At 66.7% G+C, this 13,431-nt stretch carries 7 protein-coding genes and 1 pseudogene; 4 read left to right on the top strand and 4 right to left on the bottom strand.

The features are described from left to right. Nucleotides 1-342: 342 nt before the first annotated feature. Complete coding sequence (locus VPH47_RS12310) at nucleotides 343-2,226, top strand: ATP-binding cassette domain-containing protein (RefSeq protein WP_180847809.1); 1,884 nt, start codon at nucleotides 343-345, stop codon at nucleotides 2,224-2,226. 286 nt (nucleotides 2,227-2,512) lie between these two features. On the opposite strand, the gene VPH47_RS12305 is transcribed toward VPH47_RS12310, so the two are convergent. Beyond that, the gene (locus VPH47_RS12305) at nucleotides 2,513-2,974 is read right to left on the bottom strand and encodes a cytochrome c (RefSeq protein WP_006430887.1); all 462 of its coding nucleotides are present in this window, start codon (nucleotides 2,972-2,974) and stop codon (nucleotides 2,513-2,515) included. A 9-nt stretch (nucleotides 2,975-2,983) separates the two neighbouring features. Further along, a complete protein-coding gene (locus VPH47_RS12300) occupies nucleotides 2,984-3,373 on the bottom strand; it encodes a c-type cytochrome (RefSeq protein WP_005413034.1) in 390 nt (129 codons plus the stop codon). 205 nt (nucleotides 3,374-3,578) lie between these two features. On the opposite strand from VPH47_RS12300, the gene VPH47_RS12295 reads away from it, so the two are divergent. From VPH47_RS12295 to VPH47_RS12285, 3 genes and pseudogenes are all read left to right on the top strand, one after another. Then, nucleotides 3,579-4,730 (top strand): efflux RND transporter periplasmic adaptor subunit, encoded by a 1,152-nt coding sequence (locus VPH47_RS12295; protein WP_368850926.1) that lies wholly within the window; start codon nucleotides 3,579-3,581, stop codon nucleotides 4,728-4,730. Between the two features lie 62 nt (nucleotides 4,731-4,792). Then, nucleotides 4,793-8,248: pseudogene (locus VPH47_RS12290) on the top strand (efflux RND transporter permease subunit); the annotation flags it as partial. Continuing rightward, nucleotides 8,245-11,325: an efflux RND transporter permease subunit gene (locus VPH47_RS12285; RefSeq protein WP_110712020.1), complete on the top strand. Its 3,081-nt coding sequence runs from the start codon at nucleotides 8,245-8,247 to the stop codon at nucleotides 11,323-11,325. The pseudogene VPH47_RS12290 and the gene VPH47_RS12285, both read left to right, overlap by 4 nt. 336 nt (nucleotides 11,326-11,661) lie before the next feature. On the opposite strand, the gene VPH47_RS12280 is transcribed toward VPH47_RS12285, so the two are convergent. Together VPH47_RS12280 and VPH47_RS12275 are read right to left on the bottom strand one after the other, a co-directional pair. After that, nucleotides 11,662-12,894, bottom strand: coding sequence for a TraB/GumN family protein (locus VPH47_RS12280; protein ID WP_032130074.1), 1,233 nt, complete (start codon nucleotides 12,892-12,894; stop codon nucleotides 11,662-11,664). Next, nucleotides 12,887-13,417, bottom strand: coding sequence for a GNAT family N-acetyltransferase (locus VPH47_RS12275; protein ID WP_110712021.1), 531 nt, complete (start codon nucleotides 13,415-13,417; stop codon nucleotides 12,887-12,889). The genes VPH47_RS12280 and VPH47_RS12275 overlap by 8 nt, the downstream gene beginning before the upstream one ends. Nucleotides 13,418-13,431: the final 14 nt, after the last annotated feature.

Here is a 13,431-nt window from a genome sequence, read left to right as displayed (position 1 = left end):
CCGACCCCGACCGATCGACAGTTCTTGCAGCGCTCATCCACGCATGGCGTGGATCTACCGTGTCGACCAAGGTCGCCACCCACCAGAGCAGAATGCCGTTCCGACAGATCGCAGAAATCTGTCGAAGGCGGGATGGGTCCGGTTGCGGGGGCGTGAGCCGCATGGATGCGGCGACCGAGCTTACATGGACGTACTTGCAGCGGCCCCCGCAACCGGACCCATCCCGCCATCCCTCAGGAAACCAGCTTCTGCCGTTGCCGTTGAGGTTGCCGGCCAGCGGCCGGCACTACCGCGGGTGCCGGGTGCAACCCGGCCGACGCCCCCAACCCGTACAATATCCGGATGCCTCTGATTACCCTACAGAACGTCGACTTCAGCGTCGGCGGCCCGTTGTTGCTGGAAAAGGCCGAACTGTCGATCGAGCCGGGCGAACGCATCGCCCTGATCGGCCGCAACGGCGCCGGCAAATCCACCCTGCTCAAGCTGCTGTCCGGCGACCACAAGCCCGATGACGGCGAAGTCCGCGTGCAGCAGGGGGTGCGCGTCACCCGCCTGGAGCAGGAAGTGCCGCATGGCGCCGCCGGCTCGGTGTTCGATGTTGTGGCCGACGGCCTCGGCGAACTGGGCCAGTGGCTGGCCGAATTCCACCACCTCAGCCATGCCGAAGTATTCGATGGCGAAGCCCTCGGCAACGTGCAGGCCAAGATCGATGCCGCCAACGGCTGGGGCCTGGACCAGCGCGTCAGCGAGACCCTGACCAAGCTCGACCTGGACGGCGAGGCCGAGTTCGGCCGCCTGTCCGGCGGCATGAAGCGCCGCGTGCTGCTCGCCCGCGCGCTGGTGTCCAGCCCCGACGTACTGCTGCTGGACGAACCGACCAACCACCTGGACATCGAAGCCATCGACTGGCTCGAAGCGTTCCTGAAGGGCTGGAGCGGCAGCGTGGTGTTCGTCACCCACGACCGTCGCTTCCTGCGTGCACTGGCCACCCGCATCGTCGAGATCGACCGCGGCCAGGTCACCAGCTGGCCGGGCGACTGGGCCAACTACGAGCGCCGCCGCGAGGAACGCCTCAACGCGCAGGCGCAGGAAAACGCCCGTTTCGACAAGCTGCTGGCGCAGGAAGAAGTCTGGATCCGCCAAGGCATCAAGGCCCGTCGTACCCGCGACGAAGGCCGCGTGCGCCGCCTGAAGGCGATGCGCACCGAACGCTCGCAGCGCCGCGACCTCAGTGGCAACGTCAAGATGGAAGCTGCCCAAGGCGTCAGCTCCGGCAAGAAGGTCATCGACGTCAAGGACATTTCGTTCGCCTTCGGCGAGCGCACCATGGTCCGCGATTTCACCACCACCATCCTGCGTGGCGACCGCATCGGCCTGATCGGTCCCAACGGCAGCGGCAAGACCACGCTGCTGAAGCTGCTGCTGGGCGAACTGCAGCCGGCCAAGGGCGAGGTCAACGCGGGCACCAACCTGCAGATCGCCTATTTCGACCAGTACCGCGCGGTGCTGCGCGAAGACTGGAGCGCGATCGAGAACGTGGCCGAAGGCCGCGATTTCCTCGAGTTCAACGGCAAGCGCAAGCACGTGCATGCTTACCTGCAGGACTTCATGTTCACCCCGGAACGTGCGCGTGCGCCGATCACCCGCCTGTCCGGTGGCGAGCGCAACCGCCTGCTGCTGGCCAAGCTGTTCGCGCAGCCATCCAACCTGCTGGTGATGGACGAACCGACCAACGACCTGGACGTGGAAACCCTGGAGCTGCTGGAAGAGCTGCTGGGCGAGTACACCGGCACGCTGCTGCTGGTCAGCCATGACCGTGACTTCATCGACAACGTGGTGACCTCCACGCTGGTGATGGAAGGCGACGGCGTGATCGGCGAGTACGTCGGTGGCTACAGCGACTGGCAGCGCTATGCGGCCAGCGTGGCTGCACCTGCTGCGGCCCCGGCTGCCAAGCCAGCGACCGCTGCACCGGCCGCTCCGGCGGCTGCGACCCCCGCTGCGCCCAAGCGCAAGTTGGCCTACAAGGAAGCGCGCGAGCTGGAGCAGCTGCCGAAGACCATCGAGAAGCTGGAAGGCGATGTCGAAGGGCTGACCTCGGCGATGAACGACCCGTCGTTCTACACCCGCAGCAGCGCCGAAGTGACCGCGCATACCCAGCAGCTGGCCAAGGTGCAGGCCGAGCTGGATGCCGCGTACGCGCGATGGGAAGAGCTGGAAGGCTGAGCGTCTGCCACGGCCGTCTCGCCCGGCGGGCGGCTGTGGCTTTTGATCTGATTCCGCCTTGAAGCGAGCCGAGCACCGCAGGTCCGGCGAGGGCGAAGAGGCGCGGGTGTCTGAGCGCAGCGAGTTCCCGCGCCGTCCCTCGGTGGGCCGAGGAGCGCAGGGTACCGGTGCGCAGCATCGGCTCGCGGACGGCGGAGCGTTTCTTTTGGTTACTTTTCTTTGCGCGCAAAGAAAAGTAACGCCCATGAACGCATCAGATTGCAGCCGTCATGATCCGCGCAGGCGGTCATTTAACCCCGTGCAGATCCCTCAGCTGGCTCGGTCGGCTGCCGAAGTACGCCGCCAGATCGGCAATGTCCTGATCGCTCAGGTCCTTCGCTTGTGGCGTCATCAGCGCATGCTGGCGGTCACCGGCGCGGTAGGCCTGCAGCGCATGCGCCAGGTAATCACCGTACTGCCCACCCAGCTTCGGGTAGGTCGCATCGATCGGCGCGTTGCCGTCGGCCCCGTGGCAGTCGATGCAGCTCTGGTTGGTGGCTTTGCCCTTCACCTTGGCGCGGGCTTCACCGGCGGCCTCGCGACCTGCCGGCAGGCCGGCGGAGGACGATGAACCGTGTTCGCCGCTGGCATGGCCCGGGTCGGCGGCGGATTTCTCGCTGTTCTCCACCTGCGACTGTGAACAGGCCGCCAGCAGCAGGGCAACGGACAGGGCGATGGCGTGACGCATCGGATGCGCGGCTTTCGACATGGGCGGGCCTTACTTGACGGTGGACAGGTAAACAGAGAGATCGGCGATCTCCTGTTCGCTGAAACTCATCGACTGCGCCTGCATCGTCGGATGCCGGCGCTTGCCCTGGCGGTATTCGGTCAGGGCCTGGGCCAGGTACTGCTGGGTCTGGCCGCCGATCTTCGGCACCCGGTAGCTGGGGTAGGCGTTCTTGTAGCCGGTGATGCCATGGCACCCTTGGCAGGTGTAGGCCAGGACACGGCCATTGTCGAAGTTGCCGGTGGGGGCGGCAGGCGCCGGGGCAGCGGCGGGAGCCGGGGCCGGGGCGGGTGTGGCAGGAGCAGGAGCGGGCTGTGCGGCGGCCCCAAGGGGCAGGAGGACGGCCAGAGCGAGACAAGCGGCGAGCGGCTGCGGGCGCATGGTGTCGTTTCCGGGGATTCGGGTCTGGTCGTTCCGGCGTGGGGTACGGAACGCCCCGAGTATAGCCTCAGGTTTCATCTAGCTGAAATGGGGGGAGGCCGACCAGCGGCGTGAAGGCACCATGACCTTTGGGATATGGTGTTGCCGTGAAGTGGTGCATTACTTTGCTACCACACCTGTCCACGCATCCTCCAGGGATCTGACGATGTCGCACCCAACCTTCCTGTCCGGCCGTCGCAGCGGAATCTGCGCTGCCGCACTGCTGATCTCCACCTCCCTGCTGCTGGGCGGTTGCGCCGCAGGGCCCAATTCCGAAGCCAAGGCCGCCGAGACCAAGGAGGAGAAGAAGGTCGACGCGGTCCCGGTCGAAGTGGCCGTGGCCAGCCATCGCGCGGTCGCCGCCAGCTACACCGGCACCGCCGCGCTGGAGCCGCGTGCCGAGTCGCAGGTGGTCGCCAAGACCTCCGGCGTGGCGCTGGCGGTGCTGGTCGAAGAAGGCCAGCGGGTCACTGCCGGCCAGCCGCTGGTTCGTCTGGACCCGGACCGTGCGCGGCTGGCCGTGGCACAGAGCGAAGCGCAGATGCGCAAGCTGGAAAACAACTACCAGCGCGCGCAGAAGCTGGTCGGCCAGCAGATGGTCAGCGCTGCAGACGTCGACCAGCTGCGCTTCGACCTGGAGAACGTCCGCGCGCAGTACCGCCTGGCCACGCTGGAGCTGTCCTACACCACCGTCGTGGCGCCGATCTCCGGCGTGATCGCCTCGCGTTCGATCAAGACCGGCAACTTCGTGCAGATCAACACACCGATCTTCCGCATCGTCGACAACTCGCGGCTGGAAGCCACCCTCAATGTGCCCGAGCGCGAGCTGGCCACGCTGCGCGCCGGCCAGCCGGTGACGCTGGCCGCCGATGCGCTGCCGGGGCAGAGCTTCACCGGCACCGTCGATCGCATCGCGCCGGTGGTGGATTCGGGCAGCGGCACGTTTCGCGTGGTCAGTGCCTTCGACGGCGCCGCGCACGCGCTGCAGCCCGGCATGTTCGGGCGCATCCGCATCGACTACGACCAGCGCGCCGATGCGCTCGTGGTGCCGCGCCTGGCGCTGCTCGACGATGGTGAGCCGGCGGTGTTCCGGGTGCGCGAAGGCAAGGTCGCACGCGTTCCGGTCAAGCTGGGTTACGCCGAGGGCCCGTGGGTGGAGATCCGTGATGGCCTGGCGGCCGGTGATCAGGTGGTCACCGCCGGCAAGGTCGCGCTGCGCGACGGCACCGCAGTGCAGGTGATCGCCGATCCGAAGGCAAAGCCGAAGACGGTCGCGGCGGCCGCCAAGCCGACAGACAAGGCCGGGAGCACGCAATGACCGCCCCGGGCCACGACCACGGTGCCTCGCCGGCGAGCGACGGCGCCGCCGCCGGCATGCGCGGCGGCTTGGTGGAGTTCGCCACCCGCCGCCGCGTGACCATCGCCATGTGCACGGTCACCCTGTTGCTGTTCGGCCTGATCGCGCTGGGCAACCTCAAGGTCAACCTGTTGCCCGACCTGAGCTACCCGACGCTGACCGTGCGCACCGAGTACACCGGTTCGGCGCCGACCGAAATCGAAACCCTGATTACCCAGCCGGTTGAAGAAGCGGTCGGCGTGGTCAAGAACCTGCGCAAGCTGAAGTCGGTCTCGCGTACCGGCCAGAGCGATGTGGTGCTGGAGTTCGCCTGGGGCACCAACATGGACCAGGCCAGCCTGGAGGTGCGCGACAAGATGGAAGCGCTGAACCTGCCACTGGAGGCCAAGGCTCCGGTGCTGCTGCGCTTCAATCCGTCCACCGAGCCGATCATGCGCCTGGTGCTGTCGAACAAGGTGGCGCCGACCAGCGATGCCGATGCGGTCCGCGAGCTGACCGGCCTGCGCCGCTATGCCGATGAAGACCTGAAGAAGAAGCTGGAGCCGGTCACCGGCGTGGCCGCGGTCAAGGTCGGCGGTGGCCTGGAAGACGAGATCCAGGTCGACATCGACCAGCAGAAGCTGGCCCAGCTGAACCTGCCGATCGACACCGTCATCAAGCGCCTGAAGGACGAGAACATCAACATCTCCGGCGGCCGCCTGGAGGAGGGTTCGCAGCGCTTCCTGGTGCGCACCGTCAACCAGTTCGCTGATCTGGAGGAGATCCGCAACCTGCTGGTCACCACCCAGGCCGCCAATGGCAGTGCCGCTGATTCGGCGTTGCAGCAGATGTTCAACATTGCCGCGTCGACCGGTTCGGCGGCGGCCATCGCGGCGGCCTCGGCGGCGCAGAGCGCATCGTCCGGCGGCGGTTCCAGCGTGGTCGCCAATGGTGTGCCGGTGCGCCTGAAGGACGTGGCCACCGTGCGCCAGGGCTACAAGGAGCGCGAAGCGGTGATCCGCCTGGGCGGCAAGGAATCGGTGGAGCTGGCGATCTACAAGGAAGGTGACGCCAACACCGTGTCCACCGCCGAAGCGCTGCGCAAGCGCCTGGAGCAGATCAAGGGCACGTTCCCGTCCGATGTCGAGATGACCACCATCGAGGACCAGTCGCGCTTCATCGAGCACGCCATTGCCGACGTCAAGAAGGATGCGGTGATCGGTGGCCTGCTGGCGATCCTGATCATCTTCCTGTTCCTGCGCGATGGCTGGAGCACGTTCGTGATCAGCCTGTCGCTGCCGGTCTCGATCATCGCCACGTTCTTCTTCATGGGCCAGCTCGGCCTGAGCTTGAACGTGATGTCGCTGGGCGGCCTGGCACTGGCCACCGGCCTGGTGGTGGACGACTCGATCGTGGTGCTGGAGAGCATCGCCAAGGCCCGCGAGCGTGGCCTGGGCATCCTGCAGGCGGCCATCGCCGGTACCCGCGAAGTGAGCATGGCCGTGGTTGCCTCGACCCTGACCACCATCGCAGTGTTCCTGCCGCTGGTGTTCGTCGATGGCATCGCCGGCCAGCTGTTCCGCGATCAGGCGTTGACCGTGGCGATCGCCATCGCGATCTCGCTGCTGGTGTCGATGACCCTGATCCCGATGCTGAGCTCGCTGAAGGGACGGCCGCCGCTGGCGTTCCCGGAAGAAGCGCCGAACGCGCCGTGGCAGCCGCAGAACCGCTGGCAGAAGCCGGTGGCGCTGGGCCGTCGTGGTGCCGTGGCGACCGCGCGCTGGAGCTTCTACGCGCTGGCCTGGCTGATCGTGCGGCTGTGGCGCGGCGTAGTGGCCGTGGTGGGCCCGGTGATGCGCAAGGCCAGCGACCTGGCGATGAAGCCCTACGCCGGTGCCGAGCGTGGCTACCTGCGCCTGCTGCCGAGCGCACTGGCGCACCCGGGCAAGGTGCTGGGCGTGGCCACGATCATCTTCGTGGCGACCATGGCGCTGGTGCCGATGCTCGGTGCCGACCTGATCCCGCAGCTGGCGCAGGACCGTTTCGAGATGACGGTGAAGCTGCCGGCCGGTACGCCGCTGAAGCAGACCGATGCGCTGGTGCGCGAGCTGCAGTTGGCCCACGGCCAGGGCGAGGGCGTGGCCTCGCTGTATGGCGTCAGCGGCAGCGGCACCCGCCTCGATGCCAGCCCGACCGAAAGCGGCGAGAACATCGGCAAGCTGACCGTGGTGATGGAAGGCGGTGGCAATGCGCGCACCGAGGCCGAGATCACCGAGCGCCTGCGTGACACCATGGGCCAGCATCCGGGGGCACAGGTCGACTTCGCACGGCCGGCGCTGTTCAGCTTCTCCACGCCGCTGGAAATCGAGCTGCGCGGGCAGGACATGGCCACGCTGGAAGTGGCCGGCCAACGCCTGGCGGCGCTGCTGCGCGGCAACGCGCACTACGCCGACGTGAAGTCGACGGTGGAAGAAGGCTTCCCGGAAATCCAGATCCGCTTCGACCAGGAGCGTGCCGGTGCACTGGGCCTGACCACGCGCCAGATCGCCGACGTGGTGGTGAAGAAGGTGCGCGGCGATGTCGCCACCCGCTACAGCTTCCGTGACCGCAAGATCGACGTGCTGGTGCGTGCGCAGGAAGGCGACCGCGCCAGCGTGGAGAGCATCCGCCGGCTGATCGTCAACCCGGGCAGCACCCGTCCGGTCACGCTGGACGCGGTGGCCGATGTGGTCGCCACCACTGGCCCCAGCGAGATCCACCGCGCCGACCAGACCCGCGTTGCCGTGGTCTCGGCCAACCTGCGCGACATCGATCTTGGCGCAGCCATGCGCGAAGTGCAGCAGATGGTCGCCGAGCAGCCGCTGGGCGCGGGCGTCGGCCTGCACATTGGTGGCCAGGGCGAGGAACTGGCGCAGGCGGCGAAGTCGTTGATCTTCGCCTTCGGCCTGGCGATCTTCCTGGTCTACCTGGTGATGGCCTCGCAGTTCGAATCGCTGCTGCATCCGTTCGTGATCCTGTTCACCATCCCGCTGGCGCTGGTCGGCGCGATCCTGGCGCTGACGCTGACCGGCAAGCCCATCTCGGTGGTGGTGTTCATCGGCCTGATCCTGCTGGTCGGCCTGGTCACCAAGAACGCGATCATCCTGATCGACAAGGTCAACCAGCTGCGCGAGGCTGGCGTGGCCAAGCACGAGGCGCTGGTGGAAGGTGCGCGCTCGCGCCTGCGCCCGATCATCATGACCACGCTGTGCACGCTGTTCGGTTTCCTGCCGTTGGCGGTGGCGATGGGTGAGGGTGCTGAGGTGCGCGCGCCAATGGCGATCACCGTGATCGGCGGCCTGCTGGTGTCGACCCTGCTGACCCTGCTGGTGATCCCGGTGGTCTACGACCTGATGGACCGCCGTGGCGATGCCTACTACCGCGAACGCGGCCGCAAGCATGCCGGCGGGATCGAGCCGGGCAGCGCAGGCAACGCGGCAGGTGTGGAGGAACCGGTATGAGTGTGGCCGAGTTCTCCATCCGCCGTCCGGTCACCACCATCATGTGTTTCGTGTCGCTGGTGGTGATCGGCCTGATCGCTTCGTTCCGGCTGCCGCTGGAAGCGCTGCCGGACATCTCTGCGCCGTTCCTGTTCGTGCAGATTCCGTACACCGGCTCGACCCCGGAGGAAGTGGAGCGGACCATCATCCGCCCGGTCGAGGAATCGCTGGCGACGATGACCGGCATCAAGCGCATGCGCTCGTCGGCCACCTCCGAGGCGGCGCTGATCTACATCGAATTCAGTGACTGGGACCGTGACATTGCGATTGCCGCTTCCGATGCACGCGAGCGCATCGATGCGATCCGCAGTGACCTGCCTGACGACCTGCAGCGCTACAACGTGTTCAAGTGGTCCAGCAGCGACCAGCCGGTGCTGAAGGTGCGCCTGGCCAGCACCACCGACCTGACCACCGCCTATGACATGCTCGACCGCGAGTTCAAGCGGCGCATCGAGCGCATCCCCGGCGTGGCCCGCGTCGACATCACCGGCGCGCCGCCGAACGAGGTGGAGATCGCCATTGATCCGAACCGCCTCAACGCGCACGGCCTGAGCATCAATGAGCTGAGCGAGCGCCTGCGCACGCTGAATTTCTCGATCTCGGCCGGGCAGATCGACGACAACGGCCAGCGCGTGCGCGTGCAGCCGGTGGGCGAGATCACCGACCTGCAGGAGATGCGTGACCTGGTGATCAACGCCAAGGGCCTGCGCCTGGGGGACATCGCCGACGTGCGCCTGAAGCCGGCGCGGATGAACTACGGGCGCCGCCTCGATGGCAATCCGGCGGTTGGCCTGGACATCTTCAAGGAGCGCAGCGCCAACCTGGTGGAGGTGTCGCGCGCGGCACTGGCCGAGGTTGAATCGATCCGTGCGGAAGCGTCGATGCGCGACGTGCAGATCAAGGTGATCGACAACCAGGGCAAGGCGGTGACCTCCTCGCTGCTGGAACTGGCCGAGGCCGGTGCGGTCGGCCTGATCCTGTCGATCACGGTGCTGTTCTTCTTCCTGCGCCATTGGCCGTCGACGCTGATGGTGACCCTGGCCATCCCGATCTGCTTCACCATCACCCTGGGCTTCATGTACTTCGTCGGGGTGACGCTGAACATCCTGACCATGATGGGCCTGCTGCTGGCGGTGGGCATGCTGGTCGACAACGCCGTGGTGGTGGTGGAAAGCATCTACCAGGAACGCGAGCGCATGCCGGGGCAGCCGCGCCTGGCCTCGATCATCGGCACCCGCAACGTGGCCATCGCGCTCAGCGCCGGCACGCTGTGCCACTGCATCGTGTTCGTGCCGAACCTGTTCGGCGAGACCAACAACATCAGCATCTTCATGGCGCAGATCGCGATCACCATCTCGGTCTCGTTGCTGGCCTCGTGGCTGGTTGCGGTCAGCCTGATCCCGATGCTGTCCGCGCGCATGGCCACGCCGAAGCTGGTGCACTCGCAGACCGGCATGATCGCGCGCCTGCAGCGCCGCTACGCGACGCTGCTGGACTGGTCGCTGCGCCATCGTGGCTGGAGCCTGCTCGGCATCCTGCTGGTGGTGCTGGTCAGCCTGGTGCCGATGAAGCTGACCAAGATCGACATGTTTGGTGGTGACGGTGGCAAGGACATCTTCATCGGCTACATGTGGAAGGGTGCCTACACCTACCGCCAGATGTCCGATGAAGTAGCACGGGTGGAGAACTGGATCGACCAGAACCGTGAGCGCCTGCACGTGAAGCAGGTCTATTCCTGGTACAGCGAGCAGGAAGGCAGCTCCACCGTGGTCACCCTGGACGAAAAGTACGCCAAGGACATCAAGGCGCTGCAGGAAGAGCTGCGCAAGGGCCTGCCGAAGTCCGCCCGCACCGACTATTTCGTTGGCAACCAGGGCGGCGATGGCGGTGGTGGTGGCAACCAGGGGGTGCAGGTGCAGCTGGTCGGCGACTCCAGTTCGATGCTGCAGGAGATCGGCCAGGAAGTGGTGCCGCTGTTGGCCCAGCGCGCCGAGCTGCGCGACGTGCGCATCGACAATGGCGAGAAGGGCGGCGAGCTGAAGGTGCGTGTCGATCGTGAGCGCGCCGCAGCGTTCGGTTTCAATGCCGAGCAGGTGGCCAGCTTCGTCGGCCTGGCGCTGCGCGGTGCACCGATGCGCGAGTTCCGCCGCGGTGACAACGAAGTACCGGTATGGGTGCGCTTCGCCGGCGCCGAGCAGAGCAGCCCGGAAGACCTGGCCGGTTTCAGCGTGCGCACCGGCGACGGCCGCAGCGTGCCGCTGCTGAGCCTGGTCACCGTCGACGTCGGTTCGTCGGCCACCCAGATCGGACGCACCAACCGCCAGACCACGCTGACCATCAAGGCCAACCTGGCCGAGAAGGTCACCGCGCCGGATGGCCGCAAGGCGATGGAGTCGGTGCTCAAGCCGATGAACTTCCCGGCCGGCTATGGCTTCACCTTCGATGGCGGTGACTACGGCAACGACGATGAGGCGATGCAGCAGATGGTGTTCAACCTGCTGATCGCGCTGGTGATGATCTACGTGGTGATGGCGGCGGTGTTCGAGTCGCTGCTGTTCCCGGCGGCGATCATGAGCGGCGTGCTGTTCTCGATCTTCGGCGTGTTCTGGCTGTTCTGGATCACCGGCACCTCGTTCGGGATCATGTCCTTCATCGGCATTCTGGTGCTGATGGGCGTGGTGGTGAACAACGGCATCGTGATGATCGAGCACATCAACAACCTGCGGCGCGGCGGCATGGGCCGAACGCAGGCTTTGGTTGAGGGTTCACGCGAGCGCCTGCGCCCGATCATGATGACGATGGGCACGGCGATCCTTGCGATGGTGCCGATCTCGCTGACCAACACGCAGATGTTCGGCAACGGCCCGGAGTACGCGCCGATGGCGCGCGCGATTGCCGGCGGCCTGGCGTTCTCCACGGTGGTCAGCCTGCTGTTCCTGCCGACGATCTATGCGGTGCTGGATGACCTGCGCAACGCGGTCACGCGGTTGATCCGCCGTGCGCGTGGTCTGGAAATGGTGGCGGGTACCCCGGTGTAGTGGTCGAGCCTGCTCGACCACAAGGAGCGCCAACGTGTTGTGGTGTGGGGGAGGCCGGTCGTAGTGGGGCGGCCTCCCCCTTTTTTTGCCAGGCATGGCCGGGCTGGCCATCACCGTATCGGCTTGCCTTCTGTAGAGCCGAAGGCAGCGGCAGGAGCCGCTGCCAACGTCGCTTGCGACGGCCCGGAGGGTGTCGGCCAGGACGGCCGGCATAGCCATGCTCGGCTGATCTTCGCGACCGGAAACGATGTGCCAACCAAGGTTGGCACCTACCGGTCGCGCGCGCAGATGCCGTGCGGCCGGTAGCGCCGGGCCATGCCCGGCGGGGCGTTGCAATCAACCGGCGACCTTGCCCCACACCTTGAACGTGGTCAGCCACAGGCCGAGCATGCTGCCGATGTTGGTCAGCATGAAGGTCAGCACCACGCGGGTGACGCGGTTGCGATACCAGCCCTTCAGGCTCTGCGCATCGTCGCGCAGCTTCAGGAAGTCCTCATACGCCGGCTTGCGCAGGCGCGCTTCCACCAGGGCCGAGAATGCGCCGGTCGGGATGCTCAGGCGGAACGGCTTGAACGGCGCCACCGCGATCGCGGTGAGGATGCTCAGCGGATGGCCGCCGGCCAGCAGGCAGCCCAGGCCGGCGAGGCCACCGGTATACATCGCCCAGGTCGCCAGCAGTTCGGTGCCCACGCCCAGACCACCGCGGTAGAAACCTACGCCGATGCCGGTCGCTACGATGGCCAGGATGCCCAGCGTGAACCACGGAATGTTGCGCTTCTTCGGCACCGCTTCCAGCTCGGCGCGCAGCGGCGCCGGTGCTTCGGTATCGGTTTCCAGGTAGCGCGCCAGCCCGGCCAGGTGACCGGCACCCACCACCGCCAGCACTTCACGCTGCTGCGGGTCGTGTTCCTCGCGCAGGCGCGTGGCCATGTAACGGTCACGTTCGCCGATGATGGTTTCGTACAGCGCCGGGCTCTCGCTGGCGAACTCGCCGAAGCTCGACTCCAGCATGTCGCCCTGCTTGAGCTTCTCGATCTCGTTCTCGCCGACTTCCTCGGACGAGAACAGGCCAGCCCCGAGACCGGCCACCAGCTTCAGCTTGCCGAAGAAGCCCAGCCGCTGCGAGGCACGGCGGAAGGTCAGGCCAACCTCGCGGTCGATCAGGTGCACCGGCAGGTTGCGCTCGCGCGCCAGTTCCACCGCGCGTTTCAGTTCCGCGCCCGGCTCGATGTCGAGCTGTTCGGCCAGGCGGCGCTGGTACGCGGACAGGGCCAGGTTGGCGGCGAACAGAGCAACGCGGCCCTTGCGGATCACCTCGACCAGGTCGAGCTTGGCCAGTGTGTCCGGGTCGCTCAGCGCCTGCAGGCGCTGTGGGTCCAGTTCAACGGCAACGGCATCGAAGCGGCCGCTGTCGATGGCTTTTTCCACCGCCTCGACGCTGGCGCGGGAGACGTGGGCGGTGCCCAGCAGGGTATAACGCACGCCGTCGCGTTCGACGACGCGTACCGGCTGGCCGGCGAACAGATCGTCGCCGGTCTCGGGAAGGGTTTCAGTCATGGGTTCATTCATTGGAAGGTGCGGTGTCGGCGCCATCGCCGAGCGCGCGCTGCATCTGCACGGTATCCAGCCAGCGGCCGTGCTTGCGGCCAAGGCCACGGAACACGCCCACCAGCTCGAAGCCGAAGCGTTCGTGCAGCTTGATCGACGCGGTGTTGGTCGGTTCACCGATCACCGCCACCATCTGCCGGTAACCGCGCGCCACGCAGGCATCGATCAACGCCTGCAGCAGGCCAGTGCCGACGCCCTGGCCCTGGAAGCGGGCATCGACGTAGACCGAGTTCTCCACGGTCCACTGGTAAGCCACGCGGGTGCGGTAGGTGTTGGCGTAGGCATAGCCGGCGACCTGGCCGTCGATCTCGGCGACCAGGTAGGGGAAGCCGCGGTCGATGATGTCGCGCATGCGGCGCAGCATCTCGGTCGCGTCCGGGATGTCGTACTCGTAGGTGTTGACGAAGTCGGTCACTTCCACCGCGTAGATCGCGGTGATCGCGTCGATGTCGGCAGGGCCGGCATCACGGATGAGGACGGCCATGCGCGGGCTCCGGA

The sequence above is a fragment of the Stenotrophomonas sp. WED208 genome, assembly GCF_040984485.1.
In the GTDB taxonomy this organism is placed as follows: Bacteria; Pseudomonadota; Gammaproteobacteria; order Xanthomonadales; family Xanthomonadaceae; genus Stenotrophomonas; species Stenotrophomonas riyadhensis.
Note: the sequence above shows the minus strand (reverse complement) of the source record. Positions and strands in the feature narration are given on the sequence as shown.